This window comes from Fulvitalea axinellae, from assembly GCF_036492835.1.
Classification (GTDB): Bacteria; Bacteroidota; Bacteroidia; order Cytophagales; family Cyclobacteriaceae; genus Fulvitalea; species Fulvitalea axinellae.
In genome coordinates this window covers 1785389-1803679 of record NZ_AP025314.1, presented here as the reverse complement: position 1 = coordinate 1803679, position 18291 = coordinate 1785389, and the positions used below count along the sequence as shown (strand labels likewise).

The 18291-nt window shown below is 47.1% G+C and carries 12 protein-coding genes; 8 read left to right on the top strand and 4 right to left on the bottom strand.

Going from position 1 to position 18291, the window contains the following annotated elements; translation table 11 throughout:
* Window positions 1-7: 7 nt before the first annotated feature.
* Window positions 8-1219, top strand: coding sequence for a tRNA 2-thiouridine(34) synthase MnmA (gene mnmA / locus AABK39_RS07245; RefSeq protein ID WP_338394253.1), 1212 nt, complete (start codon window positions 8-10; stop codon window positions 1217-1219).
* 768 nt (window positions 1220-1987) lie between these two features.
* On the opposite strand, the gene AABK39_RS07240 is transcribed toward mnmA, so the two are convergent.
* From AABK39_RS07240 to menD, 4 genes are all read right to left on the bottom strand, one after another.
* The gene (locus tag AABK39_RS07240; RefSeq protein ID WP_338394252.1) at window positions 1988-2452 is read right to left on the bottom strand and encodes a DUF2141 domain-containing protein; all 465 of its coding nucleotides are present in this window, start codon (window positions 2450-2452) and stop codon (window positions 1988-1990) included.
* Entirely contained in the window at window positions 2439-3536 is a 1098-nt protein-coding gene (locus AABK39_RS07235; RefSeq protein ID WP_338394251.1) for an AMP-binding protein, read from the bottom strand. The genes AABK39_RS07240 and AABK39_RS07235 overlap by 14 nt, the downstream gene beginning before the upstream one ends.
* A 71-nt stretch (window positions 3537-3607) precedes the next feature.
* Window positions 3608-4432, bottom strand: a complete 825-nt coding sequence (gene menB, locus AABK39_RS07230; RefSeq protein WP_338394250.1) for a 1,4-dihydroxy-2-naphthoyl-CoA synthase — start codon at window positions 4430-4432, stop codon at window positions 3608-3610.
* Window positions 4433-4468: 36 nt separating this feature from the next.
* A complete protein-coding gene (menD, locus tag AABK39_RS07225; protein ID WP_338394249.1) occupies window positions 4469-6184 on the bottom strand; it encodes a 2-succinyl-5-enolpyruvyl-6-hydroxy-3-cyclohexene-1-carboxylic-acid synthase in 1716 nt (571 codons plus the stop codon).
* Between the two features lie 197 nt (window positions 6185-6381).
* On the opposite strand from menD, the gene AABK39_RS07220 reads away from it, so the two are divergent.
* The 7 genes from AABK39_RS07220 (at window position 6382) to AABK39_RS07190 (ending at window position 17924) form a co-directional block, all read left to right on the top strand.
* Window positions 6382-7341 (top strand): NAD(P)H-dependent flavin oxidoreductase, encoded by a 960-nt coding sequence (locus AABK39_RS07220; RefSeq protein ID WP_338394248.1) that lies wholly within the window; start codon window positions 6382-6384, stop codon window positions 7339-7341.
* A gap of 115 nt (window positions 7342-7456) precedes the next feature.
* The gene (locus tag AABK39_RS07215; RefSeq protein ID WP_338394247.1) at window positions 7457-7912 is read left to right on the top strand and encodes a GNAT family N-acetyltransferase; all 456 of its coding nucleotides are present in this window, start codon (window positions 7457-7459) and stop codon (window positions 7910-7912) included.
* A 659-nt stretch (window positions 7913-8571) separates the two neighbouring features.
* A complete protein-coding gene (locus AABK39_RS07210) occupies window positions 8572-9249 on the top strand; it encodes an RNA polymerase sigma factor (protein WP_338394246.1) in 678 nt (225 codons plus the stop codon).
* Between the two features lie 58 nt (window positions 9250-9307).
* The gene (locus tag AABK39_RS07205; RefSeq protein WP_338394245.1) at window positions 9308-10372 is read left to right on the top strand and encodes a FecR family protein; all 1065 of its coding nucleotides are present in this window, start codon (window positions 9308-9310) and stop codon (window positions 10370-10372) included.
* A 246-nt stretch (window positions 10373-10618) separates the two neighbouring features.
* Window positions 10619-14083: a SusC/RagA family TonB-linked outer membrane protein gene (locus AABK39_RS07200; protein WP_338394244.1), complete on the top strand. Its 3465-nt coding sequence runs from the start codon at window positions 10619-10621 to the stop codon at window positions 14081-14083.
* 11 nt (window positions 14084-14094) lie between these two features.
* Entirely contained in the window at window positions 14095-15591 is a 1497-nt protein-coding gene (locus AABK39_RS07195) for a SusD/RagB family nutrient-binding outer membrane lipoprotein (protein ID WP_338394243.1), read from the top strand.
* A 299-nt stretch (window positions 15592-15890) separates the two neighbouring features.
* Window positions 15891-17924, top strand: coding sequence for a glycoside hydrolase family 2 protein (locus tag AABK39_RS07190; protein ID WP_338394242.1), 2034 nt, complete (start codon window positions 15891-15893; stop codon window positions 17922-17924).
* Window positions 17925-18291: the final 367 nt, after the last annotated feature.

The following is an 18291-nucleotide window of genomic DNA, read 5'->3' as shown; positions in this document are numbered from 1 at the left end:
ACAAACGATGAGCAAGAAAAGAGTGGTCGTAGGCCTGTCCGGAGGCGTGGACTCCAGCGTGGCCGCCTACCTGCTCAAGGAGCAAGGCTACGAGGTTATCGGGCTTTTTATGAAGAATTGGCACGACGAATCCGTGACAATCAGCGACGAATGCCCGTGGCTCGAAGACAGCAACGACGCCCTTTTGGTGGCGCAAAAACTGGGAATTCCGTTCCAGACGCTTGACCTGAGCGTAGAATACAAGGAACAGATCGTCGATTATATGTTCTCGGAATACGAGAAAGGGCGCACGCCCAACCCCGACGTGCTTTGCAATAGGGAAATCAAGTTTGACGTGTTCATGAAGAAGGCCCTGGCTCTGGGCGCCGACTACGTGGCCACCGGGCATTATTGCCGTAAGGATTCCATAGAGAAGGACGGCAAAACCGTATACCGCCTACTGGCCGGCAAAGACGACAACAAGGACCAAAGCTACTTCCTGTGCCAGCTTAGCCAAGAACAACTGGCCAAAGCCCTGTTTCCCGTAGGGGAATTGCAGAAGCCTGAAGTGAGGAAAATAGCCGCGGAAGCGGACCTTATCACCGCCGAGAAGAAGGATTCGCAAGGGTTATGTTTTATCGGAAAGGTAAAGCTCCCCGACTTCCTCCAACAACAGCTTAAGCCGAAGACCGGCGAGGTGTACGAAATCCCCGAAAACTCTTCGGTAATCAAGATGCACCAAAAGGCCATCGACACGGCAGCAAACGAGGACGAGTGGCTTAAGGCAGTGGCCGCGCCGTTCACTTTCCGCCCCGAAGACGGGCTTCCGAAAGGCGAACACCGCGGCGCGCACTACTTTACGGTAGGCCAACGCAAGGGACTTAATATAGGAGGCACTCCCAAACCGCTGTTCATTGTGGCGACGGACGTGGAAAAAAACGCCATATACGCCGGCCAAGGCGGGGACCATCCAGCCCTTTTGCGCAGGGGACTCTTTATTGAGAAAGACGAAGTGCATTGGGTACGCGAGGACTTGGCGCTCAAACCCGGCGAGCCTCGCAAGACTTCGGGCCGTATCAGATACCGCGAGAACCTGTCGCCCGTGACACTATATATGCGGGAAGAGGGGCTTTATATGGTATTTGAAGAGCCAAGAAAAGGCATAGCCGCAGGCCAATTCGCCGCTTGGTACGATGACGACGAGCTGGTAGGCTCGGGTGTTATCAGCGCAAAATCATAAGCGAAACGGCACATTCCATACCCGCACATACGGCACACAACGCCCCGACAAAGCGGATAATCGACACAAAACCTACGCAAAGCGATTCGCCCATGGCGGATAAGACTAGGATTAACGATATTGCCCCTGCGGTAATACACTCGATAAAACATCGGCCGAAAGGCCAAAACATACGCAGGAAGGCGCATTAGGCGTTTTTCTAAAGCCCAAAATCCCGGAAGCCAAACTTCCGGGATTTTTTTTGCGGTACATCTCCCCAATTCACATACTATATAAAGGCCATAAACATAGTATGTAATGCATCAAAACCCAGTATGTAACTATGCCTTACATACTATATCTCTGCCCCTAATCCAGTATGTTTTATATTTTAAGAAAGTACAAAGCACAACCTTTCATACTGAATGGAGAAACTTAACGCTTTTTTCCCCGATATTCTTACACCTATTTCAGCATCAAAACAATAAGAATCACCCCTCCCTTGTCCGTATACGAATAGGCTTAACACACCGACTTTCTTCACCCACCTCACCGCTATTGTCGTATTTTTATTTCGAAAAAAAGAAAATAGGAAAGGACTAGCATAATGGTTTTCAAAAAGAAAAAACACAAAGCATGAGCCTTACTAGACAGGACAAGGCTTGTCCCTAATAAGGATACCGCCAGCCCGAACCGAAAACCAGTAGCCATTCCAGAATTTCACACCAAAAAAACACCGACCCAATCTACTCTTTACGCTTTACTCTGGACTCTTTACTAAAAAAAACACTATTCATGATGGCGGTGCCGCAGGTCGACGGTAACACTTACGCCTTCCTTTCCAACCACAAACGAGCAACTCTGGAACGACGGCCCCCTGAACAAACGCTGTCGAGGGTTGTTCGAAAAGCCGGTACATTCGGCATGTCGGCCCGTCAATGACTTGTCGAGGTTGAAGTCCCGATCCTCGTCATGCCATACCGAGATGGCGTATCTGCCAGGCGGAAGCTCTTCGAAAGACGTTTGAAGTACCTGTTCGGTAGGCATAAGGGCCATCATCCGGTAGGTGTCGCGGAGACTAAAGGGGAAGCCATCCTTACCGTTGAACAGCAAAACGCGGAGCGAACCTGTGTATTCGCCCTCGGGCATTATGATTCTCAATTCGACACTTCCCTTGTTTCGCTCCTGCGCCGAGAGGCTTCCGAGCAACAACAAGGCGAAGAGTATCGCCAACAATATCCTAATCCACTTCATAAGCCTTAGCTTTGGTCGGTGTCCTGAGGACCTTCCCTGTGGGGGATTCCTCAAAAGACATAACCGCCAAAAAGGCTTTTGGTCTTTCGTATTTGCCGAAATTCTTTTCGATCGCCTCTTTCAAACGCTGTATTTCCGCATCGGAAAAAGCTTTTCCTTCGTAAAACAGCACGCATTTCTGTCCCAAAACCTCATCTGAAACGCCGGAAAGAAAGAAGCGTCGATTGATACCGAGGTTAGCGAAAAGCTCGGCCATACGGTCTTCCAACGTTTCCACAAAGAGTTTGACCCCGCCGGAGTTGATGACATTATCGACCCGGCCCAGCCATTCGAAGCTTTTGTCGCCGTGGAGGCGTACGATATCGTTGGACTGAAGCCATTCGCCGTCGGTGAGGAAAGAGCGGAGACGCAGGCAATCGCGGTCGTCGGTGGCTATTTCGGTATCACCCAAGGCGGAATACGCCCGCTCCGGCACCGACCCGTTAAGCCTTTTCAGAGCGATATGCGATACGGTTTCGGTCATCCCGTATGTGGCGTACACCTTAACGCCTTTCAAAGTCTTGATTTCTTTGGCCAAAACGGTATCTACAGGGGCGCCACCCAGTATTATACAACCCGCCTGTTCCACCATTTGGCGGTAGCCGGCCTCAAGCAAGGCCTTGAGTTGTAGGGGAACCATGGCCACGAAATCGGGAGCTTCGTCGGTATTTTCGAAAGGCAAAGCGCCGGGTTCCACCACTTCCATGCGCATTTTTGCCTCCAAACCACGCACTAGCATCATCATACCGGCTACATAGGCGGTGTTGAGGCATACCAACGCTCTTTGGTTTTGTGACAAACCCAAGGCCTTGACGGTCTGCCGGGCACTGTGGAGCATCTTGTCCCGGTATACGGCAATGGTCTTTGGCTTGCCCGTGGAGCCGGAAGTGTTGATTCTGAATTCGGTTTGGCCGTTTGTCCATCGGCAAACAAAGTCCAACGCGGGGCGGTCGGCCTCGTGCCATTTGGCCGTTTCGGGGTCTTGCGCTTTTATTTCCTTTAGGGAATATAGCCTTCCGTTTACCTTGATCTGTTCGTTGGTCATTGGTTTTTGTAGCAATAAAAAAGGTTCGGCCACGGGGCCAAACCTTTCCAATATATCTCTTACCGTTCCGATTAAGGGAACTTTGGGTATTTTTCGAAATCCGGGTCACGTTTTTCCAAGAAAGCCTCTTTGCCCTCCTTCGCCTCGTCCGACAAGTAGTACAGCAAAGTGGCGTTTCCTGCCAATTCCTGAATACCGGCCTGTCCGTCAAGCTCAGCGTTAAAGGCCGACTTGAGCATACGAAGCGCCATAGGACTGCGCTTGATCATCTTGCGTCCCCATGATACGTATTCCTCTTCCAACCCTTCCAATGGCACAACCTTGTTTACAAGGCCCATGTCCAAAGCTTCCTGAGCATCGTACTGGTCGCAGAGGTACCAGATCTCACGGGCTTTTTTCTGCCCAACGCAGCGAGCCAAGTACGAAGCGCCGAAGCCTCCGTCGAAGCTACCCACTTTAGGACCCGTCTGTCCGAAGCGCGCGTTCTCCGCCGCGATAGAGAGGTCACATACCACATGCAGTACGTGTCCGCCACCGATAGCCCATCCGGCTACGGCCGCCATTACGGGTTTAGGGATAGAACGGATCATCTTCTGCAGGTCAAGCACGTTAAGACGCGGCACAGTGTCCTCGCCTACGTAGCCACCATGTCCGCGAACGCTTTGGTCTCCACCGCTACAGAAGGCTTTTCCGCCTTCGCCAGTGAATACGATCACACGTACGTCCGGACTCTCACGGCAGTAGTGCATCGCGTCGATCATCTCGTTTACCGTCTGCGGACGGAAGGCGTTGTGTACCCTAGGGCGGTTAATGCTGATACGGGCTATGCCTTCAAACTCTTGGAACAGAATGTCTTCGTATTCCTTAATGGTCTTCCAGTCGTATTTTAGTTCCATTGCTTATATAAAAGTATGGGGGAAACGAACTCGGGCCTAAGCCTTTTGAGCGGTTCCCGTTGTTTTTATCATGTTTTTATATCCGTCGAACACCTTGCGGTTCAGGGCCTTTTCGGTTCTGATTTCCAGTATGCCCGGCTTATTTCCTATTTGGAAAAAACCGCCGAGAGCTTTGTCCAAGCTTTCGTAACTGTCGGCGAAACGGTATTCCAAGTTAAAATCTTTCGCCGTATTCTCCGCGCTTTGGGCCTGATAGGTTTCGAAATATTCGGCGCATTCGTCTTGCCTAGCCGGCCCGTCGATCATACCGAAGATGCCTCCGGCGTGGTTGTTTATCAGAATCACCTTTAGGTTTCGGGGCGGATAGTTGTGCCAAAAGGCGTTTCGGTCGTAGAAAAAGGCCAAGTCGCCGGTCACCAATACGTTCAAACGCTCCGTTCCCCAAGCCGAGCCTACGGCGGTGCCGGTACAACCGTCTATACCGCTGGTGCCCCTGTTGGCAAAAACTTCCGTTTCCGCAGAGGTTACACCCAAATAATTACCCCAACGGACACTCATGCTATTGGAAAGGTGCAGGTCAATCTCTTCGGGAAAGGCTTTCCACACTTTATCCAAAGCGGAGAAATCCGAGAAATCGGGAGCATTATCAAAGTATGTTTTTCCCAATTCGGCGGTGAGTTTATCTTCCTGTAGCCAAGCGTTGAGGTAATTTTCCGTCATCGGAGTTTTTACCCTGCGGGAAAGTTCCCACAAAAGCTCATAAGGATTGGCCCGAATCACTCTAGTCAGGGACTGGAATGTATCGGCCACGTCTCCCGATTCCTGGATATGCCAGTGCTCGACAGGCTTGTTTTTCCTGAGGAAAAGCTTCGCTTGCTTACTGATTACCGATTTCCCGAAAGTGATAATCAGATCAGGGCGAAGAGTTTCTTTAAGTTCCAGATCCTGCTTGATTAGAAACGCGTCATGCAAACGCACGGTGTTGGGTACCGCATGCATATTCGAAATCACATCGGCCAAAACGGGTACGCCCCAACAATGCGAAAATGCGGAAACGGCTTTAAGTCCCGCTTCGGATCGCCTTTCCTGTCCGGCTACTACCAGCACTTTGCCGAACTTTTCGATTTCGCTAGCCAAATCGGCAGTTTGCTCAACCGTCAGGCGAGGCACGCCCGCTTGCTCCTCCACTATTCTCGGCTTAGAGAAACTGATTTTCTCGTCCGCTTCGGGATAAAAGGGTTCGCGAATCGGCACGTTTACGTGTACTGGACCTTGCGGATAGCTGTTCGCCAAATTAATCGCTTCGTTAATCGTGCGGTTAACGTGCCACTCAGCGTCCGGATGAGAGTAGTCGGAAGGCAAATCAAAGGAAGCCTTTACGTGTTTTCCGAACAAGCCGGGCTGGCTAATCGTCTGCCCGTCCTGTTGGCCAATCCACTCCGGCGGACGGTCGGCAGTGAGGACCAAAAGCGGAATACGTTGGTAAAACGCCTCCGAAACGGCCGGCGAATAGTTGTACGCCGCCGAGCCTGAAGTACACACAAGCCCCATGGCTCGTCCTTTTCTCTGCGCCAAACCAAGCGCCATAAAACCCGCCGCGCGCTCGTCGGACACGGTTCGGGTATTGATATCCGGATGCCGGACCATCGCAATTGTCAAATGCGCGCAACGCGACCCGGGCGAAAGCACAAAGTCGTCAACGCCCTTTCCGGCGCAAACCGAGGCAATATCTATGATCGGTTGTAGAATCATTCGGTATAAAAATCGGTACAAAACGCCCGGAGCTACAAGCCTTTGGGCGTATCGGCAGGCAATTTAAGAAATGATCGGCCTTTTTTTCAGGAAAAATAGCTAAGGAAGGCCTTCGCGGGTTCCTTTTTTGCGTATTAAGCCTTACGGACTTTCGATTAAGCGCCCGAATTTTTATTCACAGACAAAACGCTTCCGCCATGAACAACCCTTCCCTCTCTGAAATCCTGAACATCAAACACCCTATCATTATGGCTCCCATGTTTCTGGTAACCAACACCAAAATGGTAAAAGAAGCGATGAAAGCCGGCATTGCGGGAGCGATTCCCGCCCACAATTTCAGAACCATCGAAGGCTTTGAGCTGGCGCTACAGGAACTGGAACAGGCAAAAACCGAAGGTGGCGCTTGGGGCGTGAATCTGATTGTAAACCGATCCAATCCCCTTCTAAACGAACAGTTACTCGCCTGCCTCCGCCACCAACCAGATTTCGTAATCACTTCTTTGGGCGATCCTTCGGGAATAGTGGAGTCATGCAAACCCGAAGGCATCAAAGTCTTCTGCGACGTAATAGACAGCAAACACGCCCGAAAAGCAGAGGAAGCCTTGGCCGACGCGTTGATAGCCGTAAATAACCAAGCCGGCGGACATTTGGGTCCATACTCGCCCGAAGAGCTGATCCCGACGCTCAAGTCCGAAACAAACCTTCCCGTGATTTCCGCCGGAGGTGTAGGTGATTCCGAAGGAGTCCAGCGTATGTTGAACCTTGGCGCTTGCGGCGTATCAATAGGCAGTCCGTTTATCGCTTGCGAAGAGTCTCCCGTTTCGGCGGAATACAAAAAGGCCGTTATCGATTATGGCTCGGGTGACATTGTGACCACCAAAAAGCTATCGGGCGTATCGTGTACGATTATCAAAACCCCTTACGTGGAAAAGATCGGAACGGAAAGAAACTTACTCGAAACTCTCTCGCACAGCCTCCCTTTTCTTAAAAAAACCATAAAGACCCTTACCTTCTATCGTGGTATGAGCGCTTTGCGCAAAGCGGCCTTTTCCGCCACCTATAAAACCGTATGGTGCGCAGGGCCGTCAATTGATTACGTCAAGGCAATTGTACCTTTACGGGATATAGTAGTCCAACTTACGAAAAGCGCTGAATAGCCCCGGATTTGTAAAAAGAAAAACTGTAGTGGATTGGTCTGTCCGATGAAAACTAATTAAAAAGCGGTTAAAACATCGTTTTTTGGTTAAATTGCGACATCCAAAATGTCCGCAAATGGAAATCGAGATCAAGTCATTCCGGGAGCTAAGCCTTGACGAACTTTACGCTATAATCAAACTTCGCGTCGACGTGTTTGTCGTCGAGCAGGAATGCCCTTATCCCGAGCTGGACGACAAAGACCAAAAAAGCCTCCACGTCCTTTGCTGGAAAAAAGGGGAATTGGTGGCCTACGCCCGCCTTTTACCCGAAAACATCTCCTACCCTGAAGCTTCAATCGGGCGGTTTGTCGTTCGACAAGATCAGCGCAAGCACGGGTACGGAAAGGTCTTGATGAGTGGTTGCCTCGATTTTATCATTAACCGGTGGGGGTGCGACTCCATTAAAATCCAAGCGCAAAATTACCTTAAGGATTTTTATAAAAGCTTCGGATTCAAAGCCATAACATCACCGTATTTAGAAGACGGGATTCCTCATATTGACATGATACTAAACAACACACGACCCAAATGAAAAACTAATGCCAATATTACTTTTTGTCATATATAAACATCTTCCATCAGAATAACGCCCAGTTAATCAGAAAATCTTATTTCCAATTTTTAATAGAATTCGCAACTGGATACGACTCCCCCCAAACCAAACACAAACCGCCGAGTCATTTCTTAAAAAAAACAAAACAGAGGCTTCAACAATCTCCACAGCTCCTCGAGCTTGCCCTATAACTCTATTTTTATTCGAAAAAAGTCACATCCAGGGAATTATCGGAGAATATTACCATAAAAAACAGAAGCTTCATATATTTCAACATTGAACAGCATTTTTGATTTAATCCATTTGCCCGCACAGTGCAACACTTGCTTCTTTGCTTTTCAGTTTTTACCTTTCGGTCGGTTACTTTTAGCTAGAAACCAATACGACTACTAAAATTTAGGATATATACTGGCCCAAAGCCTACACACACCACCACATCGGAATATCCTAACGCTGTTTTTCATTAGCCAACCAAGCCGGCTATATGGAGGCTATGGCCTATGCCATTCAACAACATAATGAGAAGGATGACTTATAGTTTTTACGGATGCGTCTGCAAAACCTCAGCTAATTTCCGTAAACGTTCTCGAAACAAGGGAAACTCGCTTTAAGCCCATTTTTTTCAAAACCGACCCCAAATGGAAGAAACGCAAAGCAAACCGCCAATGATTACGCTTCCCTCCAGAAGCGACTGCTCCTATGACCATACGGTTCCTATACCAGAAAAAAAGGAAGCCGAAATTTGGCAAGAATTCAAGGCAGGCAGCGAGGTGGCCCTTGTATACATATACAAGAAATTTTACCACAGCCTTTATCATTATGCCAGCCAGTTCACCAAAGACCGGGAGATTATCAGCGACTCAATCCACGACCTGTTTATCGAGTTGATGCAGAAACGCGAAAGATTGGCGGATGTCAGCTCCATTAAGTTTTACCTCTTCCGGTCTGTCAAAATATCCATCATACAGAAACTGAAGCATTACCAGAGAATGCAGGCGAAGGAATCCGCCGAAAACTACGCTGGTTATGACTTTAAGCTCAACCTCTCTACCGAACAGCTGATGATCGAAAGGGCCATGACTAAAGAAAATATGGCTAGAGTCAATGCCGCGCTGAAGAAACTGAGCAAAAAGCAACGGGAAATCATCTATTGCTACTATCTGGAAGGGCTAACTATTCCTGAGATTGCGGAATTGATGAGCTTTACCAATGAGAAGTCAGCCCAAAACCTGTTATACAAATCCTTAAAATCTTTACGGGACATGTTATTGATAATGAGCACAATAGCATGGACCGGAAATTTATTTGAAAATTAACGGCAAAAAAACGATGGAAAAAAGGTAGTCTGTTCTTCTATAACCAAGACGCCGAAATATGAAATACAATTCTTACGATATAGAGGATTTTTTGCTGGACCCGGATTTTATCGATTGGGTAAAAGAACCCGACGAGGAAAAATCGAGTTTTTTCCACGATTGGTTGCTTACAAATCCCGACAATCTGCGGGAAGCGCTATTGGCAAAAGAGATGTTACTCAAACTTCGGGCGGAAAAACTTAGCCCCAGCGAAGAAGAATTTGAGGAATCACTATTGAAGATTCTTTCACATAAAAATCAGGAATCGAACAGGCATTCGGAAAGAGATGTAAAAACAAACACCGTTACACGCAAACAACCGATTTGGAAATGGATATCCGTTGCGGCAAGCGTTATTCTTTGCGGATGGTTCCTTTGGTCCGTCGACAAGGAGCAAGAGCTAGCCAAAGCTCCGGCACCCGTTTGGATTACCAAGCAGGTTCCTTTCGGAAAGAAACTCATTATCACCCTTCCCGACAAAAGCAAAATCCGTCTTAACTCCGGAAGTTCTGTCAGTTACCAAAAAGCGTTTACGGCCAACAGGCAAGTCCGCCTCCTAAACGGAGAGGCGTTTTTCGAAGTTCGGAAAATGAACGGAACCCCGTTCACAGTACAGTCCGGTGATATGACAATAACGGTAGTCGGCACCTCTTTTAACGTGAGGTCTTTCTCGGATGAGGACGAAATCCAGGTTGCCGTAATGACCGGGAAGGTAATTACCGCCAACAGCCCGGAGAAAGACAACTCGTTTGTGGCTCACCTTACGCCAAATGAAGTTATCCGATACGAAAAAAACACGGGGAACTACACGAAAAAACATGTCCCCAACCTAAACATTCCCTGGAAAAACAATACCATACTGTTCAAAGACGCATCGCTAAAGCATGTGCTCAGCGAGCTCGAACGGTGGTACGGCTATAGTTTCGAAATTCCGAAAGAACAAAAAGACCTGCCCGGAAGAATCAACGGAGAGTACAAAGGCAAGTCGTTGGCGGAAGTGCTGGACGGCTTGGTGTTCTCGATGAAATTCGACTATCGCATCGACCACAAAAACAAGAAAGTGTTTTTAAGCAAAAGGCGTTAGGCTCAGAACGTTTTGCCCCAACGCATCCCAGTCCATCTTACGGACAAAAAGCAAAAGGCTTCCTGATTTAGGGCGCATGTGCCTGTAGCCTTTCCATTTTTACAAAAAGAAAATACGAATCCAGACATAAAAAAAGACAAGCGAACGGCTTGTCGAAGATCCCCGTACCAACCCAAAGATGTAGGAGTCCGGAAGGTTGGCACAGGGCGTTTTTGATCATTTTTTACACCAAAAACATTGTAATGTATGAAAGTTAAATTACTAAGGCAAATTTGGTTTATGTCTAGACTAGCCATTTTTGGTCTTGTTTTGCAACTTGTTTTTTTGAACGTACTGCTCGCTAAAGACGGGAACGCACAAAACAAGAGTCTTAACGAGACGTTTGTGGAGCTCCGCTCGCGCAACATGTCCCTCAAGCAGGTTTTCAGCCGCATAGAACGCGAAACAGGTTTTTCGTTCATTTACAGCCGAGACCTAGTGGATGACACCTTTATAATCGAAAAGGATTTAGACGGTACGTCCTTGGTAGAGATTTTTATAGGAATATCTCAACAGACAGGGATTGGCTTCAAGCGCATCAATGACAACATTTACCTAAATCAAGACAAAGAATGGTTAGAAAAACTACGATATGAGAATTCACTGCGCCAACAGAAAGGCACTAACGTTTCAGGTATAATCACGGATGAAAACGGCGAGCCTCTTCCTGGCGTCAACGTCGTCATTAAAGGCACTGGACAAGGTACCGCTACAGACTTGGAAGGGAAATACACCGTAACGGCCCCTAAAACCGCTATCTTGGTATTCCAATCCATTGGCTATAAGCCTCAAGAAATCGCCGTAGGCAATCAGACTCAAATCAATTTACAACTAGAACCAGACACTCAGCAATTAAACGAAGTGGTAGTAACCGCATTCGGGCTGGAAAGGGAGAAAAAATCGCTCGGCTACTCGGTACAAGAGATCAAGGCCGAGGGAATGGCAGAAGTGCGGTCAGAAAACGTAACCAGCTCTTTGGCCGGTAAAGTGGCCGGTCTACAGATCGGAGAATCTTCCGCAGGTATGGGTAGTGGCATTCGAGTCACCATCCGAGGAAACTCTTCTTTTGAAGGCAAAAACTCTCCCCTTTGGGTTATTGACGGCGTTCCGTTCGAAGACACCGGCGCCCAAAGCAGTAAAATTTCTTCAAGTCGCTGGAACACCAATGACGGCGGCAACAGTATGATTGACCTTAACCCAGATGACATTGAGAACATTTCCGTCCTAAAGGGACCAAACGCCGCAGCACTCTACGGCTCAAGGGCCGCAAACGGAGTGATTCTGGTCACTACCAAAAGCGCTAAGAAAACGGATGGACTTAGACTTGAGCTCAACACAAACTTTCAAACACGAGAGGCTTTTGATTTTTTTGAAAGACAAAACGTATACGGTCAAGGTTTAGGAGGCAATTTTGACGTTAATGGCTTGAAAAGTTGGGGAGCAAAGATGGAAGGTCAAATGATCGATAGCTGGAGAGATCCGGGCAAACAAGTACAGTACCTTCCCCACGATCAAGCCGAGGACTTTTTCGAAACCGGTTATTCCATCACAAACTCAATGGTTTTGGCGAGTGGCAACGAAAAAAGAAGTTTCCGGTTCTCCGCCATGGATTCCGACAACGAGGGCATATCTCCTTATCACCGACTCCACAAAAACAGCCTGAGTCTTGATCTGAACCAGAAATTCGGAAAACTCAACCTTAGGTTCAAAACCACATACATGCGGAATACACAACGCGCAAAAGAATCATTAGGTTACGGCGGAGACATGCTGACATTCGTCACTATGCCCCGTAATATGCGACCTGAAGATTTACGCCGAAGTGAGGACGAAAACGGTATGATGGTTTTCTACAATAAGAAAAAAGGGACCAATGACCCCTATTATAGAAAAGGTGGAGGCAAGAATTCAAAAAACAGAATCATAGCCCTTATCAACGCCAACTATCAGGTAAACGACTGGCTTTCCGCACGTGGACGTGTTAGCGTTGACAGAAGATTTAACGACAAATACAATTATAATAAACCGGCCACACCTGAAGAATTCGCTTCTGTCGGATGGGGCACATACACTGAAAGCTATACAAAAGGAACATCAGTAAACGCTGACGTTCTTTTAACCGCAAAAAAAGATATTAACGACTTCAGTTTCAGCGGAAGCGTAGGTTCTGCCTTAACTTACCAAGACCAGCATACCGTAACCGCAAAAGCCTCTGAAATGCAATCCAAAGGTCTTTATTCCCTTAATTTCGGAGTCGCTGAAAAACCTTCGGAAAGCCAGACGGAAAAAGAAATCCAGTCAATTTTGGCTTTCGGACAAGTTGGATACAAGAATTACGCATTTTTGGATCTTACAGCCAGAAACGATTGGTCTAGCGCATTGCCAAACGCCTATGACAAAGGTTATTTCTATTGGTCTGCAAATGCCAGCTTGTCGGTTTCGGACATTTTGGAAGACAACGGCATGGAAATGCCTAACTGGTTCACTTACGCAAAAGTGCGGGCATCATATGCAGAAGTAGGAAATGACACTGACGCATACAGGGTTCATGTTTATGTTGATAACTATAAAAACGCGCAAGGCAACCAGTTAATGGTGAAAGACTACCCGAGTCAGTCAAAGTTTGACGATATCAAACCTGAAATAACAACCTCGAAAGAAGTCGGTCTTGATATGAGGTTTTTCCAAAATCGACTCGGTCTTGATTTCACGTGGTACACTAAATCTACGAAAAATCAGATCATGTCGATCCAACGCGCCGCTTCCAGCGGGTACAGTTCCCAGTTTATCAACGCCGGTGAAATCCAAAACAACGGTATAGAGCTTAGCCTGAACGCTACTCCAGTAAAAAGCGGTGATTTCACATGGGATCTCGGTTTTAACTTCTCTAGAAACAAAGATAAGATCATAGACCTGTACACAGACGCTTTCGGGAATGAAGTCACCGAAAAGTCTCTCTATGGAGGTGATAACCTCAAGATTTACGCAATTGAAGGTGGAGGATTCGGTGAACTGTACGGGACATCATTCAGCAGAACCCCCGAAGGACAAACCATAGTAAACGCCAACGGCACTCCAATTATTGACAGAAACAAATCCACCGCAAGTGGAAAGAACTTCGGTAACATTAACCCTGATTGGATTGGTTCCGCAAGCACACAACTCAATTACAAAGGCTTTTATCTGAGCGCTTTGATCAACATTAAACAAGGTGGCCTTATCTATTCTTACACAGAGTCTTTCGCTGCTCACCATGGCACCAGCACCGCAACACTTCCACATCGTGAAGGGGGGCTAATTGTACCAAACAGTGTTGTGAAAAGCGGAGAAGGCTATGTGCCAAACACTACCCCGATTACTGCTGAACAGTATTGGGTGGCCGTAACCCCGACAAGTGGTCGTCAGGCCGTGGTTGACGAGTTTATACATGACGCCTCATACGTACAGCTCAAAGAGGTGTCTGTAGGGTATAACTTTTCGAAAAAATTACTCAAAAAGACTCCACTCAAGTCCGCCAGACTATCCTTTGTGGCTACCAATCTAGGGTTCATCTCAAAAGAGGCCCCAGGCAGTCCATTCGGCTTCTCTAGTTCGCTCACAGGTCAAGCTATCGAGGTATCGGGCCTTCCGCTAACCAGAACATACGGTTTCAATCTGAATGTTAAATTTTAAGCGAAGAAAAGATGAAGATAAAAAATATAATACCTATCGCTTTACTGCTGTTTGCGGGAGTTTCATGCACTGACGGTTTCGAAGAGATTAATGAAAACTCCGTAAAGAGCAAGGTACACGAGGCCCCTCTGGAAACGTTCTTCACCATGATGCAAAACAAAGGCACCATGGATAACTTCCAGAGAAAACAGCACCTTTTTCATAACATGTACGCTCAGTATTTTTCGGACATAAAGTTCGACTCTGACCGATACAGTTATCAAGACGGTTGGATAAATGTTCTTTGGAGAGATTGCTATCTCAATATCGTAAACGGCTCTAATGTCATCCTCAGCAAAACTGAGGACAACGTTCAGCCGAACATGAGAGCCCAAACAATTATCTTCAGGACGTGGATGTTCATGAAAACCACGGACACCTTTGGAGACATTCCTTACTTTGACCCTATAAATGGCAAAGGTTTAGAGTTAGGGTACCTTGTTCGCTACGATAAGCAGAAGGACATCTACTACGACATGTTCGCCCAGCTTGACAAAGCCATTAACCTTATTGATGAAGACAATATCGCGCCCTTCAATACATTTACTGATGCGGACGCAATGTTAAACGGGGACATGTCAAAATGGAAGAAGTTTGCGAATTCGCTACGTTTAAGGATGGCTATACAGATATCTAAAGTTGACCCCGATAAAGCGAAAACAGAAGGAGAGAAATCTCTTGCTCTTCCTTTGTTGGACAGCAACGCTGACAATGTCTCCTTAAAAATGGACATTAAAGACAATATCAAGCACAAGCTAAAGGCCATCAGTAATTGGAACGAATTCAGAATGAGCTCCACTATTGAGAATGTGCTTGAGAAAACAGCTGACGCAGTTGATCCTAGAGAGCGTTGGTATTTTAGCCCTTCAAAAAAAGACGGCGAGTACAACGGCTTACCTGTAGGGCTAGCCTCGGACAAAGAAGCAGGATACAAAGACCTTGGTTCTAATATAGGTCCATGGTTCCAGTTGGAGAAAGACTACGACATTATGCGCTACTCCGAAATATGTTTTCTCAAGGCTGAAGCTGGCACACTTGGCTGGAGCGGAGCAGGTGATATAGAAACGAATTATTTGGACGGCATCAAAGCCTCTTTCAATCATATCAACAACACCGCTACGGACGCAACCAAAAAGAAAACAAACGAAATATCAGAAGAAGAATACGACGCTTATATTGCCAGCCAAGGCGTTTCCCTAGCCAGTGGAGACAAACAAAAAAAGATTATCACCCAAAAGTGGCTAGCCGTATTTCCTGACGGCCATTTAGCTTGGGCTGATTTCCGCCGGACTGGATTCCCAAGTGAGTTAACTCCTCCTGAGGACCCTATCGATTTTCCTCAAGGACAATTTATTAAACGAGTCAGGTACGTCGAGAATGAACACTTGCTCAATGGCGACAATGTCCAAAAAGCCCTTGGCTCCAAAACCGACGATCTCACTACCCCAGTCTGGTGGGACGTTGACTAAGACACCGCTCAAAACCGCCGATACAATCATCTAAACTGAAATATCGGCACATGAACAGAAAGGGCCTTCGGGCCCTTTTTATTTTCTCGAAATAGTAATAATAGCAACTCTCAGAAAAGAAAAATCGACATTGGTACCGTTCCCATTCATTACTTCATCTCCACAAGCCTCTAAAAACTGGATTTTCTGGGATTTTGTGCAGAAAATTGTCCTTTGAAACCGGTTAAGGAAAATGGTCAAGGATTATTCAAGACTTATTTTCCTCCGATTTTTTCACTTTCCAACACACGTTATCTTCTATGAAAAATTTATTTCTTACGGGCTTGCTCGTATTTTTCTCCACCATCGCTTTTTCCCAGCGACAGGTGATCGATTTCAATCAGGAATGGAAATTCAGAAAAGTCCATTCCAAAATGAAAGAAACGCTTATCTCCACTCCACACTGCTGGAATATCGACGACGCTCTGGACCCCTCCGGAAAACCGGACTATTTCCGCGGACTTTGTAGCTACAAAAAAACGCTTACGCTCAAGCCCGAATGGGAAGGAAAACGCATCTTCATCCGTTTTTTGGGCGTCAACAACGTAGCCAACATCTATGTAAACGGCAAACACATCGGCGAGCACAAAGGCGGTTATACGGCCTTCGCCTTTGACATGACCCCGTACCTATACGCCAAAAAGAAAAACCGGATCGAAGTAAAAGTCAGCAACGCTTGGCGGGCGGATATCACGCCCCTCGGCGGCGACTTCAACATCTACGGCGGCATCTATCGTCCCGTAGAATTGCTCGTTCTTGAGCCAAGCCACATCACGCCGATGGACTACGGCAGTTCCGGCGTTTACATTACCCAGCGTTCGGTAAGCGAACAGGCCGCCGATCTGGTTATCGACGCCAAGGTGACAAACGGAAACTCTTTCCGCGAGAGGCTTTATGCGCACTACACCATAAAAGACCAGGACGGAAAGACCGTTTACACGGGAAAGTCAAACAAAATGATCAACGGCCGTGAGACGATCACCATTTCGCGACGGGTAAGACTTGAGAACCCGCACCTCTGGGACGGCAAACGCGACCCTTACCTTTACACAGTAGAGACAGTGCTTAAAAACGAAGCGGGCAAAGTGTTTGACCGCGTCGAGCAGACTACAGGTTTCCGCTACTTTGAATTCCATCCGAAAAAAGGATTCCTCCTCAACGGAAAACACATGAAACTCCGTGGCGTAAACCGTCACCAAGACCGTTTGGGCAAAGGCTACGCCCTCTCGCCAAGCGACCACGAACAGGATATGGCACTTATGAAAGAGATGGGCGTCAACTCTATCCGTCTGGCGCATTACCCGCAGTCACCTTACATGTATTCGTTGGCCGACAAGGAAGGAATGGTCGTTTGGGCAGAAATTCCGATGCTCGAATACCACGACAACGAAGGTTTCAAGGAGAACTGCCGTCAGCAACTCATTGAGCTTATTCGCCAGCAATACAATCATCCGTCAATCGTAACTTGGAGTCTCTTTAACGAAATCAAAGACAAAGGCACTGATGACTACCCGTTCGTAAGCGAGCTGAACCGCATAGCGCACGGCGAAGACCCAAGCCGCCCGACCACCTCGGCTACGCATATCGGCGGGGACTTCATCAAAATCACCGACATCAACGCCTGGAACAAGTACATCGGTTGGTACGGCAAGGCTTCTCCGGCCAAAATCGACGGTTGGCTCAAACGCAACCACGAAAACGACCCCGGATACGGATTCGGCATCAGCGAATACGGCGCCGGCGCCAGCCTCAAACACTACGAGGACACACTCAAGCAACCGACCCCGAAAGCAGTATGGCATCCTGAGAAATGGCAAACGCATTACCACGAGGAGCACTGGAGAGCCATCAGCAAGTTCGATCCCGTTTGGGGAACTTACGTTTGGAACATGTTCGACTTCGGCGCGGCGCACCGCGTAGAGGGCGACACCTTCGGCCGCAACGACAAAGGCCTGGTAACCATAGACCGCAAAGAACGCAAAGACAGCTTCTACTTCTACAAGGCCAACTGGAACCGAAACGAACCGTTTATCCACATCGCCGAACAGCGCTTTGCCGAAAGGAAAAAAGCCATGCAATATATCAAGGCTTTCACCAACCTTGACAAAACCGTATTGACCGTAAACGGCAAAAAATTCCGCACAAAACGAACTGACAACGGCACTTGCCTTTGGGAAGGAATCACATTGAAAGACGGAGAAAATACAATTAAAGTTTCTGGAAAGAAGAATGGAAAAATAATCACAGACGAATGCGTTCTGATTCTTAAAAAAGAACTGGCTTCGGCAAAATAATTACGACTAAATCACCCTATTCCGAACGACTTTTCTTCTTATTGAAGGGAAGTCGTTCTTTATTTCTTCCTATCCTCCTCTTTTATATTTTTTAGCAGACTAATATTTTTTTCTTCATAAAACTTGGCCTTGCAAATAGTAGAATCATAAACATCAAAAAAGAAGACACCTCGAGGAATTTGTTGAAAAATATAAAAAACAGAACCTAATAAACACGAACAAGAAAAACAAAACCCTTATTTCAATATATTTTTTCAAAATATTTCATCCACAAAACGATGGAAAAACAAGACTTCATGCTTCTGTATTAAAATCCCCTCCACCTTCGATGGGGAAAATCGATTATCACATCACATGATTGATCAGT

Coding starts and splice junctions, on each gene's coding strand:
- mnmA (WP_338394253.1), top strand. CDS start 8: ATGAGCAAGAAAAGAGTGGTCGTAGGCCTGTCCGGAGGCGTGGACTCC.
- AABK39_RS07240 (WP_338394252.1), bottom strand. CDS start 2,452: ATGAAGTGGATTAGGATATTGTTGGCGATACTCTTCGCCTTGTTGTTG.
- AABK39_RS07235 (WP_338394251.1), bottom strand. CDS start 3,536: ATGACCAACGAACAGATCAAGGTAAACGGAAGGCTATATTCCCTAAAG.
- menB (WP_338394250.1), bottom strand. CDS start 4,432: ATGGAACTAAAATACGACTGGAAGACCATTAAGGAATACGAAGACATT.
- menD (WP_338394249.1), bottom strand. CDS start 6,184: ATGATTCTACAACCGATCATAGATATTGCCTCGGTTTGCGCCGGAAAG.
- AABK39_RS07220 (WP_338394248.1), top strand. CDS start 6,382: ATGAACAACCCTTCCCTCTCTGAAATCCTGAACATCAAACACCCTATC.
- AABK39_RS07215 (WP_338394247.1), top strand. CDS start 7,457: ATGGAAATCGAGATCAAGTCATTCCGGGAGCTAAGCCTTGACGAACTT.
- AABK39_RS07210 (WP_338394246.1), top strand. CDS start 8,572: ATGGAAGAAACGCAAAGCAAACCGCCAATGATTACGCTTCCCTCCAGA.
- AABK39_RS07205 (WP_338394245.1), top strand. CDS start 9,308: ATGAAATACAATTCTTACGATATAGAGGATTTTTTGCTGGACCCGGAT.
- AABK39_RS07200 (WP_338394244.1), top strand. CDS start 10,619: ATGAAAGTTAAATTACTAAGGCAAATTTGGTTTATGTCTAGACTAGCC.
- AABK39_RS07195 (WP_338394243.1), top strand. CDS start 14,095: ATGAAGATAAAAAATATAATACCTATCGCTTTACTGCTGTTTGCGGGA.
- AABK39_RS07190 (WP_338394242.1), top strand. CDS start 15,891: ATGAAAAATTTATTTCTTACGGGCTTGCTCGTATTTTTCTCCACCATC.